This window comes from Hymenobacter piscis, assembly GCF_018760735.1.
GTDB lineage: Bacteria > Bacteroidota > Bacteroidia > Cytophagales > Hymenobacteraceae > Hymenobacter > Hymenobacter piscis.
The window spans coordinates 40,392-56,017 of the sequence record NZ_JAHHZN010000014.1 but is presented as its reverse complement, the minus strand read 5'-3'; the positions used below and the strand labels follow the sequence as shown (position 1 = coordinate 56,017).

Annotated in this window: 16 protein-coding genes; 4 read left to right on the top strand and 12 right to left on the bottom strand. The window is 62.0% G+C overall.

The features are described 5' to 3' along the window. Window positions 1-90 precede the first annotated feature (90 nt). A complete protein-coding gene (locus KLP40_RS14640) occupies window positions 91-990 on the top strand; it encodes a hypothetical protein (RefSeq protein WP_215594583.1) in 900 nt (299 codons plus the stop codon). Window positions 991-1,003: 13 nt separating this feature from the next. Here the strand turns inward: KLP40_RS14640 and KLP40_RS14635 are convergent, their stop codons facing one another. After that, window positions 1,004-1,819, bottom strand: coding sequence for a helix-turn-helix domain-containing protein (locus KLP40_RS14635; RefSeq protein WP_215594582.1), 816 nt, complete (start codon window positions 1,817-1,819; stop codon window positions 1,004-1,006). A gap of 79 nt (window positions 1,820-1,898) precedes the next feature. After that, entirely contained in the window at window positions 1,899-2,204 is a 306-nt protein-coding gene (locus KLP40_RS14630) for a hypothetical protein (protein WP_215594581.1), read from the bottom strand. 179 nt (window positions 2,205-2,383) lie between these two features. Here KLP40_RS14630 and KLP40_RS14625 point away from each other — a divergent pair, with 179 nt between their 5' ends. From KLP40_RS14625 to KLP40_RS14615, 3 genes are all read left to right on the top strand, one after another. After that, a complete protein-coding gene (locus KLP40_RS14625; RefSeq protein ID WP_215594638.1) occupies window positions 2,384-2,851 on the top strand; it encodes a LexA family protein in 468 nt (155 codons plus the stop codon). Window positions 2,852-2,918: 67 nt separating this feature from the next. Further along, complete coding sequence (locus KLP40_RS14620) at window positions 2,919-4,223, top strand: Y-family DNA polymerase (RefSeq protein WP_215594580.1); 1,305 nt, start codon at window positions 2,919-2,921, stop codon at window positions 4,221-4,223. Window positions 4,224-4,232: 9 nt separating this feature from the next. Beyond that, on the top strand, window positions 4,233-5,411 hold the full coding sequence (locus tag KLP40_RS14615; protein WP_215594579.1) for a response regulator: 1,179 nt from the start codon (window positions 4,233-4,235) through the stop codon (window positions 5,409-5,411). A 68-nt stretch (window positions 5,412-5,479) separates the two neighbouring features. Here the strand turns inward: KLP40_RS14615 and KLP40_RS14610 are convergent, their stop codons facing one another. From KLP40_RS14610 to KLP40_RS14565, 10 genes are all read right to left on the bottom strand, one after another. Further along, window positions 5,480-5,734 (bottom strand): hypothetical protein, encoded by a 255-nt coding sequence (locus KLP40_RS14610; RefSeq protein ID WP_215594578.1) that lies wholly within the window; start codon window positions 5,732-5,734, stop codon window positions 5,480-5,482. Window positions 5,735-5,848: 114 nt separating this feature from the next. Next, a complete protein-coding gene (locus KLP40_RS14605; RefSeq protein WP_215594577.1) occupies window positions 5,849-6,397 on the bottom strand; it encodes a hypothetical protein in 549 nt (182 codons plus the stop codon). Between the two features lie 25 nt (window positions 6,398-6,422). Next, window positions 6,423-7,331 (bottom strand): hypothetical protein, encoded by a 909-nt coding sequence (locus KLP40_RS14600; RefSeq protein ID WP_215594576.1) that lies wholly within the window; start codon window positions 7,329-7,331, stop codon window positions 6,423-6,425. Window positions 7,332-7,361: 30 nt separating this feature from the next. Then, a complete protein-coding gene (traM, locus tag KLP40_RS14595; RefSeq protein WP_215594575.1) occupies window positions 7,362-8,915 on the bottom strand; it encodes a conjugative transposon protein TraM in 1,554 nt (517 codons plus the stop codon). 3 nt (window positions 8,916-8,918) lie between these two features. Further along, the gene (locus KLP40_RS14590) at window positions 8,919-10,160 is read right to left on the bottom strand and encodes a DUF4138 domain-containing protein (protein ID WP_215594574.1); all 1,242 of its coding nucleotides are present in this window, start codon (window positions 10,158-10,160) and stop codon (window positions 8,919-8,921) included. Between the two features lie 29 nt (window positions 10,161-10,189). Further along, window positions 10,190-10,909: a hypothetical protein gene (locus KLP40_RS14585; protein WP_215594573.1), complete on the bottom strand. Its 720-nt coding sequence runs from the start codon at window positions 10,907-10,909 to the stop codon at window positions 10,190-10,192. 27 nt (window positions 10,910-10,936) lie between these two features. Next, window positions 10,937-12,085 (bottom strand): hypothetical protein, encoded by a 1,149-nt coding sequence (locus tag KLP40_RS14580; protein WP_215594572.1) that lies wholly within the window; start codon window positions 12,083-12,085, stop codon window positions 10,937-10,939. Window positions 12,086-12,087: 2 nt separating this feature from the next. Further along, window positions 12,088-14,778, bottom strand: coding sequence for a VirB4 family type IV secretion system protein (locus tag KLP40_RS14575; protein WP_215594571.1), 2,691 nt, complete (start codon window positions 14,776-14,778; stop codon window positions 12,088-12,090). Beyond that, window positions 14,744-15,085, bottom strand: coding sequence for a hypothetical protein (locus tag KLP40_RS14570; protein ID WP_215594570.1), 342 nt, complete (start codon window positions 15,083-15,085; stop codon window positions 14,744-14,746). Before KLP40_RS14570 ends, KLP40_RS14575 begins: the two co-directional genes overlap by 35 nt. Window positions 15,086-15,116: 31 nt before the next feature. Beyond that, entirely contained in the window at window positions 15,117-15,569 is a 453-nt protein-coding gene (locus tag KLP40_RS14565; RefSeq protein WP_215594569.1) for a hypothetical protein, read from the bottom strand. Window positions 15,570-15,626: the final 57 nt, after the last annotated feature.

Genomic DNA, 15,626 nt, shown 5'->3' with positions numbered 1-15,626 from the left:
CATACTCGCAACCAGCCGCTACCTGGAATAATTCCACGTAACAAAAGTATATGTGCAGGGAGACCAGCCGGGGGGTAGTACCTTCGCCTTATGAGTAAGCAGCCCGTCCTGAATAAAGCCGCGTTGGCCGACCTGATGCAGCAGCCGGTTTCGCCGGCCGTGCGCTGGTGGCTGATTCCTTACTATGAGCTGAACGCGCAGCAGGCCTGGAGCCGGCGGGCCCAGTTCGTCCTGGAGGAGCCCGGCCAGCCGCTGCGCACCTGGCCGCTGCACCCGAACACCTTTGTTGGATTACTCGGACGGCTGCGCCAGCAGGAGGCATTCCCCATTCCCCACCTTCCCGGCCACGAGTACGACAACTTTGCCCGGCTGGACGAGCTGTTGCAGCAAGCAGCGCAACTGTGGCACACGCGTAGCGGGGTGGTAGAACAGGTACTGGAGGGTATCTACCGGTTGGATGATACCGATGGCATTCCACTGCAGCACGCCGTGGCATGGCAACGGCGGGCGGAAGCTCTGCTGAAGCGCCTGCAATGGAGTGAGCTGTTTACCTGCTGGCAGCGTAGCGGGCCACCACATTTCGAGCAGCACAGCGAGCAGCTGGCCGAGGCCGTAGCGCGAGCCGAAGCAGTGCTGCCGGAACTGGAAGCCTTCAGCCGGGAGCCGGTGCCGCAGGTCGTGCCCGGCTGGTCCGGGGCCGTGACCAACGGCGACGGCAGCGGCTACCGGGAACGTACCCGCTACTATTTCGAGCGGGAGTACCAGGGAAGCTCTTTCGCCTACGCCAAGGTAAACACCTACGATGCGGTCTGGCGGCGCCATGAGCAGGAAGCAGAAGAAGCCTACTGGCAGGAACAGACGAAAGCACCCCGCACGCTGGCCCGCTCGCAGCGGGCCAGCGTGCGGGAGCAGCTATTGAGCATCCGCCGGCAGATTGACGACGTGTTGCAGCAACTGCAAGAGGAAGCCGACTTGACGGACGAGGAATAGGCCTAGCAGGCGCTCAGATACTGTAGATATCGGTTACAATGTCCCAAATCATTGTATACCCATCAAAGGTGAAACACCGAATGTCGCCATCAACCGCCCCACGCGTGCGAATGAGCTGCTGCAGGGCCTGCTCTTCGTCCAGGCCTTCCGGAATGTCGCGCTGAGCCAGTTCTAAATGCTGCTCAGTACCATCCGGCATATTCAGGGAGATGGAGAATACAAGCAGGTAGTCGCGCTCATCAACTTCGGGCTCCTCGGGATAGTTTTCCTGCTCCCCGGCCGGCAGCAGGGCCAGCACTTTCTGGCGCTCTTCGCGCAGCGAGTAGGTTGCCCACCGTTGCAGCCAGGTGGGGTGTTCCACCAGATAATGCTCAAACAGAGTCGAAAAGCCCAGGCCCCGAAACAGCTGATCCAGGATCTGCCGGGGGCCGTGCGAGTACAGCCGGCCCTGCAGAGGGGTATTCTCATACGCTTCCCGGGAGCCGTATCCTTTACTGGTGACCAGGGCCAGTTGTTCCAGAGTTAACTCATCGTAGGGGATGACGGCCACGTTATAGCTCATGTGCTCGTAGGCCATTTCCAGCATCAGATCAAACTCATTCCACGCGGTAGCAGACTCCGCCGTGTCGAAGAGCTGCGCGGAGAACAGCAGGCCTGGGGGCACTTGTAATACCGCTGCCATCCGCTGCAGTAGTTCGATCCGGATGTTGGTGGGCCGCTTCTCCAGCTTGGAATAGTTGGGCCGGGTCATGTGCAGTTGATCGGCCATCTGCTGCTGGGTCAGTTTGCGCAGGCCGCGCAGGTTTTTCAAGCGAAGGTGTAAGCTCATGGGCGAGGCGTTTTTACAAAGCTGTGGGGCGGTTGGGAAGAAAACCAGTAGGTGCCTTCTTTTCACCTTTTCGCGGACCCTATTTAGCGCGGGGTGCTTTGCGGGCGGGCGTTTTGCGCCGGTGACGTTTGATGGGTGGCGAGGCGTTTAGGAGTAGGGATTGGCCTTTGCTGATGTTCAGCCGCATCTGGCCGAGCGCCTTGAAAATGTCGGGTAGGTGAGCCAGGAGCATCTGCAGGGCCAGCAAGCCGGCCAGCAGTAGGTTCGTCCCGGCATACAGCCACGGATGGTGCCAGTACAGCAGCGGGGTGGTGAGCGAAAGGCTGGAAACCAGCACGGCGGCGCCCCAGGCGTACTTGGTAGAGGGCAGAGTAGGTAAACTCATGAATACAAAAAGGAGAACTGTGGAATGAGGGTGTTCCCGGCCGTGAACACGGGTAAATAGGGTGCCGTTAGTGCCGCGCGACCAGTTTCCGGAAAAAAAGTTTTGCCTAGTTTTATTAGCCAGCATATAGCTTTGCTATAATCTTTAGCTAAGTTGGGCTTTTGCCCGTAGTAGTTCCCATGGCCACCGTTTCGCTTCTCCCCGTTCCCGAACCCACCACGACCCATTGGATTCCGGTTTTCAGCTCCCTGGTACCGGCCGGTTTTCCGTCCCCGGCCTCTGAGGAAATGGCGGAATTGTTCGATATGAACCGGCTGCTGTTCCGCCACCCGGATGCCACGTACCTGGTGCGCGTAAGCGGGGAGAGTATGAGCGGGGCCGAGATTCACACCGGCGACCTGCTGGCGGTTGATAAGCACCTGGAGGCGGACCACAACATGATTGTGGTAGCCGTCATCGAGGGAGAATGCACCGTGAAGCGCCTGGTACGCGAGGGAAATACCTGGTGGCTGAAGCCGGAAAATCCGGCCTACCAGCCCTTTGAAATTACCGAGCCGGAAAGCCTGCGCATCTGGGGCGTGGTAACGCATGTGGTGCACGAGCTGATACCGGGCAAGCTGACGGCGCTGCTGCGCACACGGGAGTAACGAAAGGAGCCTCATGCCCCCTATCACGCCGGCGTCGATACTTTTTCACCTTTCTTCCCCACCGCCCATGTTTGCCCTGGTTGACGGCACGAACTTCTACGTTTCCTGTGAGCGGGTTTTCCAGCCCCGCCTGGAGGGCGTACCCGTCGTTATCCTGAGCAACAATGATGGGTCGGTCGTGAGCTTGTCGGCCGAGGCGAAAGCCAGCGGTATCCGCCGCGGCGTCCCCTACTTCGAAATACGCGAGCAGCTGCGGCGGCTGCAGGGCCACGCGCTCAGCTCAAATTACGCCCTGTACGGGGACCTGAGCGCCCGTTTTATGCGGCGGCTGGCCAGCCATGCCCCCATTGAAATCTACTCCATTGACGAGGCCTTTCTAGACCTGCACGGCATGGAACGATACCTGCTGCCGCCCCTGCGAATTGCGCGGGAGGCGAAACAGGACGTGCTGGCCTGCACTGGGCTGCCATCCTGCGTCGGGGTGGCCCCGACCAAGACGCTGGCCAAGGTTGCCAACCGCCTGGCCAAGAAGTACGCCGAACTGCAGGGCGTGCTGGTGCTCGATACGGAAAGCCGGCGGGAACGGGCGCTGCGGGCGTTGCCGGTGGGGGATGTGTGGGGTATCGGAGGCCAATACGCCCGGACGCTGCAGCAGCACGGCTTGGCTACGGCCTGGCAGCTGGCCGGCGTCTCGGAAGGGTGGGCCCGCAAATACCTGGGCGGCATCGTCGGGTGGCGGCTGGTGCAGGAGCTGCGCGGCCAGCCCTGCCAGGGCCTGCTGCCGTCCGAGGACGGTTCATTGCGCCGGCAGAGCCTGAGCTATTCGCGCACGTTCGGCCAGGTGCTCCAGGACCGGGAGGCCGTGTGGGGGGCCGTCAGCACCTACCTGATCAAGGCCGCCGAGAAACTGCGGGCGCAGGGCGACGAGGCCCACATTGTCACGGTGTACCTGAGTAAGAATCGGTTTGATCCGGGACTCGTTGGCCCGGCCGGGCGGTCGGCGACGCTGACGCTACCCGGCGGCCCCACGGCCGACACCTTGCGGCTGCTGCAGGTCGGGCGGGGTCTGCTGGACCGGCTATGGGAACCCGGCGCGGCCTACACGAAAGCCGGCGTGGTGCTCGATGGGCTGGAGCCCCCGGGCCAGGGGCGGCAGCTGGATCTGTTCACCAGCCCAGCCGCGCCGGCCGCGGCAGGTCGGCCGGAGCTGATGCAATGCCTCGACCAGCTTAATGCTAAATTCGGGCGGGGTAAAGTCACGGTTGGGTGCGCCGTTGCGCCGGCCGGCGAAGCTGCCCCCTGGCAAAGTAAGAGCCAGTGGCGAAGTCCGGCCTATACGACCCGGCTTGAAGACTTACTGTTCATCAATTAACGCAGGACCATGGATGATCATCAGTTTACCGGACACTTCTCAGGGTTGCTCAATGCCCTGGAACCGCTCCGGCGAATACAGGAAATGGTTAATCAGTCGGTTATTACGCCGGGGTGGATGGCGGCATACCGGCAGCAGTTCCAGCCCTTGGAGGCAATAGCCAGCCAGTTTAGTGCCGCCATGCCGGCGGCATTACTGGACCAGATGCAGCTGCCTGAAGCAGTTCGCCAGCAGTTGCCCGGCCAGCAGTTAGGTAGCCTGCTGGCCTCCATTGGCAGTCAGGTCAGTCAGAACATCCTGGCCACGGGCGTTGTCCCAAGTCCTTGGCCGATGCCCGTCCTGGCTGCTATCGGTGATTATGCCCGTTCGTTTCGGGAGCTGGCCGCCTGGCAGACCGATTTCATGTATCAGCTGCGGGAGGCGGCCGCTGAGCACAGTGCAGAATTACCCGACCTGGAAGACTATGGCCAGCACTTGCTGCAGGAGCTGGAGCATCAGCCGGATGCCACCCAGCAGCTGCAACAGCTGCAGAGCATGACGGCCGCCATTGTCCAGCCCACCCGCACCGATGCCACCATTGATAAGGTCCAGGCGGCTTTAGCCCAGCTCGTGAGCCTGGAGCAGCAGAACGGCCACTTGCTGAAACAGCTGGTAGCGCAGGGCAATGACGCGGGCAAGACGTTCCGGGAATACCTGAACCTGATTATCGCGGCCCTGGGATTGCTGATATCCTATCTGGCGCTGAACCAGCCCCACCAGCAGGCAATGCTCTCCCAGCAAGCAGGGGAGGCCCCTGCAGCTACTACCGCGGCCGTAGCAGCAGGCAGTATCCTAATCGTTGAAGATGATGGGCTAATAGCGGGGGAGATGGGGCGCAGCGTACAACGGATGGGGTATACGGCCCTGGAGTCTGTTTGCTCGGGACAGGAAGCGCTGGACGCGCTGCGAACGGCCCGGGTTTCCCTGGTCGTAACGAACATAAAACTGGAGGGAGAAATGACGGGGGTTGAGCTGGCCCAAAAGGTCCGGCAGCAGTACGGCATCCCCGTTCTGCTGGTATCGGCGTACCCCTCGAAAATGCTGCAGGCCCAGGTGCAGGCTGGGGTAGTGCAGGGCTACGTGAGCAAGCCGTTTACTGACCTTGCGCTTCAGGCCGGCATACGGCGGGCGCTTGGCCAGCCTGAATAACATTGCCCAACATTCAATAAAAAAGCCCTCGCTTCGGTACGCGAGGGCTTTTTTATTGGTCATGCGACCTATTTTCGTTCCTGAAGGTACCGTTGCGCATCGGACAATACCAGGGCTTCCAGTTCCCGCTGATGCGTAACGGCCACCCCGTACGCGTGCTCGTACATCGGGGTCAGCTGTTCGGCCAGCTGCGGGACCATATCCGGGAGCGTGGCGGGCGTAATATCCAGTTTGTAGAGCAGATTGTAGAGTTCCTGCTGAACGGCTTCCGGCAGGCTCAGCGCAGTTTCGTAGGCAGTTAGGTTCTGAACGGCAGATGACATGATGGGCTGAATAAAGGTGAAACGCAGAAAGAATATACGGCAAAAAACAGGCCGGTAAATAAGTAGCCCGACCCCAGGGGGGCCGGGCTGCCGGCGGTGCTGAGTCCGTCAGGCTCAGCGAAAATGGAAACGCAGACCGACCGAGTAAAAGCCGGGCCAGCGGTCAATCTGCGGATTCAGCCACAGATAGCCTTTCTGGGCCGACAGCGCGACCGAAACTGCGTCTGCCAGGTACACATCCGTATCCAGGCCCAGCAGCGGCCCTACGGCCGCGCCCTGCGGGGCTTTGCCGCCATCCCGGCCGCCCGTATTGTTTTCCTGCTTACGCTCGTAGCGCCCCAGTACCAGGCCCTGCGCGTGCACGTACACGCACTGCCCAACGCGGAATAGTTGCCGGGAGCCGCCGACGGCTACCCCATACGCGGAGAACTCCCCTATTCCCTGCCGGCCCTGGCCCCGCTCACGGGTGGCCAGCACGTCGAGGCGCGTGGTATTGGTCAGAAACCGCCCGTAACTCAACCCCACTACCCGCCCGGGCTCGGTCGAACCGTAGCTGGGGGTAAGGCTGTTGAGGTGGCGGATATGGCGCTGCGCGGAAGCAGTGGTGGTCAGCGTCAGGGCGCCGGCCAGGAAAACAAATGAATGACGGAAGAGACGGAGCATTGGAGTACGGAATTTTTACAGAGGATTAGTTGAACTGCCGGCCGACCTGGGCGAGGCTGGCGGAAAACTGTCGGTCGGCAATAACCAGGTTAGCGGCCTGCCGGGCCGGGGTGGGCTGCGTGGCGGCGAGCAGCAGCTCATCCGCCTGCTGGCGCATCTGCTGGGCCTGCATCATGGTGTTGGCGCATTCCTGCAGGCGCGACATGCGCTCCCCCTCAGTCATGGCGTAGCGGCCCTCGTTGCGCAGGGAGGCCTGCGCCTCGATCGACTGACGGGTCATCTCATCAGCGATGCGCTTGTATTCCCCGGCCTGCTGCACCCGCTGCTGCTGCACCAGGTCGGACACGGCCAGCGCGGCAAAGGCCTGCTCGTGGCCCTGCTGCTGAATCGTTTTGTAGTCCTGGCGGGTAGAGCCCGAGAGGTGGTAACGGTCCAGCTTTTGGGTGGCCACCTCGTAGCCCTGCTGGGTGCCGGCCAGTAGGTTCTGCTGAAACTGCCGGGCCAGCGAGTAGCTGCCCATGTGGTTGAGCAGGCCGCCCTTCGTGGTGGTGGCGTCCAGGGCCGTGCCCATCAGCTCCGGGACCTGGGCGAGCTTCATATCTTTTAGGCTGGCCACCTTTCGCAAATCATCCTGAATCTTCCGGTTCAGGTTCAGGGCGTCCTGGGAGATGCTGCGTACCTGGTCGGTCAGGCTTTTAACCTGATTGGTGATGTCGCGGGCGTCGCGGGCGACGCTGAGCCCATCTTTTACAATCTGGTAGTTCTGGATGGTTTTGGCCCAGTTCTGGGTTTCCTTCACGAACTTGTTGATCTGCATGGCAATGTGGCCAACGTCCACCACGGGCGCACCGGTAGCCTGCGCAATGGTGGGCGCCAGCTGCGCGCCGGCCAGCACCACTGCCATGATTCCCCACTTCGAAAATCGGTTAAGCATAAGTGAAAAGGGTTTAGGGTGAATAAAGCCTTATCGGTTGCCTCGTTCCTGGCCGGCGTAGCCGCCCTGGCCAGTGCCGCTCATAAAGCTGGACTGGAGGGGGTTGCCGTCCTGGCCCATCGGGCCGGTCGCACGCTGGGCCGGTGAGCCGGCGGCGTTCTGCGAAGCAACGGTGATAAGGACGGGGTAGCCGTCGGGAAGAAGCACCTCACGCAGCTTGCGGCCTCGCTGGGGCATCCGCTGGAGCATGGTGACGCCCATGCGGCCGGCAATGCCCTGCACGCTGTTGGCGGCGGACTGGCTGCGGTCAATGCTATAGGAAAGGTCGTTGAGGCCGCTGCTCATGGCCGTCTGGCCGAAGCCCTGCTGGCTGGCATCCACCGGAGCCCGCTTCGAGGGGTCGATCATAATACCGGGCATGTACAGGGTATTGTACACCTGGGCAGCAATGCGGTAGGGACCGATGCGGTCAATCTGGAACGTGACGCGGTTGGATTCCACCGACACCACGGCGGCCATCAGCTGGTTGCGGGGGAAAGGGACGCCCTGCAGGGTCACATCCTCGTCAAAGCGTAGCAGCACCACCGAGCCGGTACGCACGTTCTGGGTGCCGCTGATGACGGCCCGGTAGAAGGGATCGGCGGCCACCGCGTTTTCCGCGTCATCCGCCGGAGAGGCGTTGCGCCCCCGGTATTTCACCGTGTAGAAGCCATCCATGCCGGGCACGTACTGCATGGCCTTCCGGTTCTGCTCGGAAAGCTCTACGTCGGAGTCAAGGGGCCGGTACCGGCGCCCGGTCATACGCTCGTAGGCCCGCTGCACGTCCGGCCCACCTTCGCGCAGCATCGAGTTAACTTCATCGTTGGTTTCATACAAGGCACCATCCCGGTCGCGCAGGGGGCGGCGTGGGGCGCGGGGAGCCGAGGAGCGGGCGTAGCTGTTGCCCCCGCCGTAGGTGCCCCCACCGCCACTGCCGCCACCGACGAAGCCGGCGCTGTTGGTGGCGGGCGTACGGTGATATACCTGGCGGCGCTGGGTGTACTGGCCGGTCTGCGGGTCGCGGGCCGTTACTACGACCGTATCCATGTTACGGGCCCGCGCCGTGCGGGCGTACTGGTCCCGTACAATGGCCTGTTCGGCCGAAATCTGCTGCTGCTGGGCGCGGCGCTGCTTGCGGGCCTCGATGGAATCCGACGCGTACATTGCTTTCTGCTGGGCCTGCAGTTCGTCGGGCGTAACCTGCTGGGTAGGAAAGGAGTTGCTTTCCTGAGCCTGCAGCTCATCGTAGCTTTTAGTCTTGTCGCCCGACTGCGGCATAACTACTGCATTGTTTAGTACGTCGCCCTCGATGTGCTCCGTCGAGCCGGCGACGGTGGGGTTAGAGTCGGCCATATCGTTCATGGCCGATTGCACCCACAAGTACAGCCCGGCAAACAGAAGCACGAGGCCTCCAGCAGCCAGGAGCATCCAGTTTTTCTTGGCCCAGGCCCCCCAATCCTTGCGGGGTGCAGCGGCAGGAGCCGGGGCAGTGGCGGCGGGCGCAGCGGCGGCCGGGTCCACAGGGGTAGTGATGGGAGGTTGCATTGCTTAGAGAGTAGGAGCCGTGTTGATGACTTTAGCGGGGATAGGCAGCAGCAGGGTCCGCGCCCCGTTCAGCTCATGCAGCTCGACGTGCAGGTAGCCCAGATCCGTTGCGGCGTACAGCGGAACCGCGTAGTAGAGGTAGCCGGTCGTGCCGCCGGCGATTACCTGGTTGGCGCGGCCGCCCGAAGGCGTGAGGGGGCGGCGGGATTCGTTGCGCTTCTTGCCCAGGAATGGGCGTTTGGTGTTTTCCACGAGCTGGAAATCCACAAAGTCAATGTGGTAATCAATGGAACTGTTATTGTTCACCTGCAGGCGCAGGTAAGTAAATTCCTTGTCGTTGCGCACGTTGGCCAGCGACACGGCTACCCGGTTTTCGTACACGGCCACCCCCGGGTGCTCAACCCGCAGGTTGTCGAGCCGGCGCAGCTTGGCGTTGACGAAGGCCTTGCGGTGGGCCTCCCGGTCCAGGGCCAGCGGGTTATCCGGGGCAACGCCCGTGCTGGAGGTAGGCATGACGGCCCCCGTCGAAACGGTGGGCGCGTCCACGTCAGCTAGGTTGCTGTCCGGTATACCGGCCGGCCCCGGGGCACTCATGCCCCCGCCGGCCACCGTGGCCGAGGTCTGGGCGGAGGATTGCCCGGCCGGAGCGGTGTTGTAATATGCGGCAGCGGCAGCGGCGGCCCCGTTGGGGACCGGGGGCAGCTGGCTTGGTTTGGTCAGGTCGTAGAGGGCCATCACCGGCCGTTTGACGGTCACCAGCCGGCCCATCCAATACTTGGAGCCGTAGCGAACCATAATCGGCGTGGGGGGAGCCGATTTCTTCCGGGCCCGCACAAAGACGGCGTTGGCCTCAATCTTGAGCAGGTAGTTATCCATCATTCCCACGTCTACCAGCGACACGGGTCCGGCAAACACCATGTACGTCGTCGAGGAGTCCGACACGGCCACGTCCAGCAGCATCGGCTGGGAGCCAGGTGGCGGCGGCGGCGGCGGCGGCGCCAGCCGCTCAATGGTGTAGTGCAGGCCCGTATCGGTATAGCCGCCGGCGTGCGCCGGAGCCGGGCCGGGCGTAATGGGGGCCGTGGAGGGGGAAGCTGCTTCGGACGTTGCCGGCGAATACGCGGGCAGCGTGGCGGGCGGCGGCGTTGCCGGCACGCGCTTCAGGCGCTGGGCATAGCTCCCGGCCGAACACAGCAGGGACAGACTCAGGGCCAGGGCCAAACGAAAAGAATGATGGGTACTCATGACGGAAGAAGAGGTAGGACGGTAAGGGATTAGCGAATAGCGGCCTCAGCGGCAGCGGCCTGTTTGGCGGCCTGCTGGGCAGCCTGCAGCTGCTGCCGGTCACGTTCGGCCTGCTGCTCCTGAATAGCTTGCTCAGCCGCGGAGATGGGGGCGTTGTAGGGGATGAAGTCGAAGCCCGAAATCTGGATGCCGTAGGGGTTCTTTTCTGAGCGGTCCGTTTCAACCAGCGTGAAGGCGGCGGCAATGGAAATCGGGGCACTCTGGCGGTCGGCCATGAAGGTTTTCTGCTTCATGTACACCTTGCCGGTGCGGGGGCGCACGTCGTTTTGTAGCACGATGCTGTCCACTTTGACCATCGTGCGCGAACCGAACTTGCGGTAGTTCTCGTACACCTGGCCTTTCTTGAATTCCTCGTAGAGGCGACGGCCGCTGAGCGCATCCGACAGGTTCAGCGCCGTATTCATGTGGTCCGTGAAGGTGGACTCGTCGTGCTGGAACATATTCGAGACGAACGTGCGCACCACGTTGCGGTACTCGAACTCGGAATGCTCATCCGGAGAGGCGGCAACGGCGGCCTGGGTGCCCAGCGAGCCCACCACGTACACGCGCTGGCCTACCGTACCGTAGGCGTGGCGCAGGGTGAGCACGAAGAAGATGGAGGTTACCAGCACGATAGCCAGGCTGGCCATCGTCATGGTACGCATGGTGGAGTAGGTTTTATCCAGGTCTTGGATTTTGCTTTTGCTCATGGCTAGGGGGGGGAGGAAAAGGGTGAATCAGACGGTAGCCCGTCGAACTGAATTGTCAATGGGGGCATTAACCGTTGGCACTGGCGGCGCGGCGGCGGGGCCGGGCGAGGACATATCCGGGGCGGGAGCTGCGGCGGCGCTGCCGCCTCCCCCCCCACCGCCGCCGCCACCGGCCACCCGCTGCAGCATCCGGCCGGCTGCGTCGGCCATGCCGCCACCCGCTTGCATCGGGCTGGCCACGCTGGCACCGGTCGATACCGCGGCAGTTGCCGCGCCGGCGACGGCTCCCACGAAGCCTTGCACGGCCGAGGAGCCGATAACCCAGCTGGTCATGGACGGCACCATGAAATACATGATGATGAACACGATGCAGGCAATGAGGTATTCGGCGTTATTCTGGCCGGAAAGCACGTTGTTGAAGCCCCCGGTTCCGATGGTTTTAGCGTCCGAAAACGCGTTAAACAGCACGTCCAGCAAGGCGAAGGTGACCGACCAGAGCTGGATGGTAATGTAGTTCTGCAGCCAGTGGCGCCAGAGGGAGCCGAAAGGCGGAATGGCCGACAGCACAATGGAAATCGGGCCGGCGCAGAACAGGAAGCCCAGGGCGAACATGCGGATGTAGAGCATGATGTTGCGCACCAGCAGCACCGTCGATTGCGTCACGAAGCGGTAGAGCAGACTCTCAATGCTGAAGTTGGTCAGCGCGTCCACCATTTGCGAAAACTGCTGCTTGGCGTCCGTGAGCAGGTCGGTCAGGCTGGCATCCCCGTTGAGCACATCTTCGGGCGTGGGCCCGGTGGGCGTGCCCGTCATAGCGTTCTGCATGTTCGTGAGCGTATCGTAGGCGCTCTTGCCGTGCAGCGGCTCGCGGATCAGCTCGGTCACGGCGCTGACCATGCCGCCAATCAGCGGGGCCAGCTCCCGGTAGCTGGCCAGGGCAATGGCAATGAAGAAGAGCTTGAACAATGCGCCCAGGTCGATCTGCAGGGAACCGGAGAGCAGGAAGCCCCGCGACACCGTGTAGGTCAGGGTCATCATCATCAGAATCGGCAGAATCTGCGTCAGGCACAGCACGATAATGTCGTAGGAGGCACTGTACGCCCCCGACGACATGGCCTGCACCAGGTCCGAGCCCCCGATGCCGCTTTGCAGCAGCAGGGTCATATACAGGCCCATAACTAGGCGAGTACCGCTTCCCCGAGCGGCGCGGTTAGTTCCAGACTGGTCGGGATGCTTCCCTGGGTAACCAGGCCGGCCTTTTTCCGCAGCACGAATTCATCAACGGCCGGGGCCAGCCGGGGCACCTTGCGCATGACGAAGCGTTGGGTACCGTCATCGTTGAGCACGAGCTTGCCGTTTTCGTCGCGCTCCGGTACGCGTTCCTCGTACTGGTACAGCTCCACCAGCGCCTGCAGATAGTCGCGGTCCGTCGGCGTCGAGGACAGGATTGCCGCCAGCTCAGGCGACACCTCCAGCGTGTACACGCGGCCCCGGTCTCCCTGCTTGATGAAGAATTCGCGGTAGGAGCCACCCGGGCCGTTGGCTTTCCGCAGCGACTTGATCAGGTCAATATCGTGGGAGGTAAACGACAGGGCCTGCTGCAGCTGCGGCAGGACCGCCGGCACGCTGGCATGGTTCAGGATGATGCGCGTGCTGGTATTGTTGATGATGGCCCCGCCGATGGGCGAGTTCATGATTTCCTGGATACCCTGAGTGATAATCCCGATGCTTCCGTTGAGCTTCCGGATCGTGCGGTACATCAGCTCAATAAAGTTTTTCAGGCCGCCGCTCATCATCGACCAGGCCTCATCCATCAGAATGTATTTGATGTCGCGGGGGTACTTGCGGAACAGGTCCATTGCCAGTTCCGTGATGAGCATGGCCACCACCGGGTACAGGGTCGGATCGGTTTTGATATTGATCATATCAAACACGATCAGCGGGTACTCCGACAAGTCCCGGTCGCGCTGGGCGTTCAGTACCTTCTCGTAGCGGCCCCCCTTGCAGTATTCACTCAGCACCAGGAAGAATTCGTTCATGTTGATGAACTGCATGTCTTTGCGGTACTGCTCCCGTTCGGCCAGCTCGGTCGTGGGAGCGTCGGTGGGGGCGGGGGCCTCCATGCGCTCATGGTACTTCTGCACGAATTCCACGAAGGTCTGCATGCCGGGGAACCGCTCGCCCTGACGGGCCAGCTGCGCATCCTTGTTCAGATCGGCGTAGAAGCCGCGCAGGAAGCGGGTGAGCAAGGTGCGTTCGGCCTTGTCCAGCGTCTCTTCCTTTCCCCCATTGCCCGCCCCTTTCCAGATGGCCTGCAGCAGCTCCAGCAGGAAGTTCAGCTTGTCATCCCCCAGCTTCCAGCGGTTGGTTTCCGGGTCGCGGGGCATATAGAAGGGGTTGAATTCAATCGGGTTCTGCGGATCGTACTTGAAGTAGCAGTTTTCAAAGTCGTTGCCGGTCAGCGAACGTACCAGCCCCTCGTAGGTGCCGCCCACGTCGATGATGATCTGCCGGGCCCCGTTTTCCTTGCGCTGGGCAATGAAGTTGCCCATGGTAAAGGATTTGCCAGACCCCGACGGGCCGATAGTCAGCGTATTCTGGTTGTCCTGGTTGGTATCGAAGAGATTAACCTTAAGCAGGTTGCGGGAGCGGTCCGCCAGGTACTCCCCTACCCGTGTGGAACGGTAGGTAGTCGTCCAGTGCCAGTAGCAGCAGGCCCGGTCGGCCAGCGTGGGCAGCCAGCGTTCCGGCAGCTGGGCCCCGTTGCCGGGGATGGTGGCCATGAGCAGCGGCAGCGTCAGGTGCGACTCCACGACGGGTTCCGCCCCGAGCATAGCGCGAATGGCCGCCGTGGTTTTCTGGACCGCTTCCGTGCGCCGTTCCGCGTCCCCGTCCCAGAGCAGTACCGACAGGTGCATATCAACCAGGAGTTTGTTATCGGCAATGGCTTCCGCTTCCATCTCCTCCAGCTCGGCCACGCGCAGGTGGTTATCGGCGGTGGCAAACGTGCTCAGGGACGAGTTCAGCTTCTTATCCCGGGTGAATCCCTTCAGCTGCTCCCGGGTATCGTGCACGTACATCGACTGGGTGAGGATGTGCGGGGCGTGCAGGAAGTGGGTTAGCGGGTACACCAGCGGGGAAGCCACCCCGTAGCTGTTGGTAACGTGCGAGTAGGTTTCCGTGCCCTGGCCACCCAGCGACACAATGTTGACCTGCTTCTCTCCCACCGACACTACGCCGCCCTCGTTGAGAATTTCCCGCTCAGGAGCCGTTGGCTTGCCGGCGAAGTCCAGGTTGAAAAACTGATTCAGCAGCAGCTGCAGCCGCTCATCCTGCAGGCGTTCCAGCTCCAGGCCGGGAAGGCTGCGCAGGGACTGCACCAGTTCCGCGCCAACGCGCTCAATCTGTTCCAGGGCCAGCTGAATGCCGGGAAACGGATTGTCGGGCAGCAAGGCGCCGGTAGCTTGGTTGATCAGCGCGTTCAGCGCGTTTACCCGTTTGGGCTGCTGTTTAGCCTGCTTTTGCGGCGGAATGGACAGGAACAGGTAGCTTTTATGGAACAGCACCAGCGAGCCGTTGTGAAAGTTGGCGCGGCGCTGGTCAATGTAGGCGCCGGGCTTGGTGGGGTGCAGGTAGGGCCGCTCGTAGTACACGTCGGTTTTCTGCAGCACGCTACCGGCGGGCAGCGGGCGCAGGGCCGATTGGAAGGTCCCGAGGGCCAGCTCATACGCCTCCCCGTTCCAGGATTCCATTTCCGGGTTGTGGAGTTCGAAGCCCATGGCCACGCGGCCATCACGTAGAATCAGGCAGTTGTCGAGGACCTGGTGAACGGGGCTAGCGTCGCGCAGGGGTTTGGCTTTGGTGCTCATGAGTCTGAGGGGTTACAGGCGAGTGAATCGGACCGAGCGTGAGGCGACGGGGCTGGCGGATTCGGTAGGAAATCCAGCCCATGAGGTAGCCGGGAGGCTTGTGTTTTGCCAGCCAGCGCAGGCCGAAAAAGAGGATCAGTACCAGCAGCAGTAGGACCAGGTAGGCCTTGCCGGAAACGTGCAGGAACATGCTCAGCACGCCGAGCAGCATTCCGCCACCGATGAGTAAAAGAGCGACAAAGCCCAGATCCTGAAGGGGAATCCCCAGGACCTGGGCTGGTCGCTCAATGCTTTTGAACGTGCGCATTGCGTCGGAAAAGCAGGGAGCTGTTCGGTGCTTATTTCACACCGCCGCCAGTGCTGGAGGCACCCATGTTGGAGAAGATGTCATCCTTGAAGGCCTGGAAGCCGGCGAAGATGAGCACGCCCCCCAGCAGCCAGAGGCCGCTGGTCATGGCGTCGGGAGCACCGTCGATGAATTTCTTGGCCGTGCGCACCAGGCCCACCATCAGGAAGATGAGGAATACGACCTGACCGATCTGGATAGCCGTGTTCTGCACGTTTTCCATGGCGGCCTTGGCTTTGGGGCTCTGGGCGTTGGCTCCGTGAGCGGCAGCCAGGCTGAAGAAGGCCATCCAGAAGGCTTTTTCCGACGTCTTCATGTTGCCCAGTTTGTTGCCCACGCTATCGAGCGCGGCATCAGCCTGCACCACGGCCAACGTGGTGGCATTGCGCAGGGCTACGGCTTTGCCGAAGAGGGCTGCGGTAATCTTTTTAGAAGTGGTAAGCATAAAAAAGTGGTGAAGGGTGATTAAATCCGGGGGCGCTACGCCCGGGTTTGCGCAAAA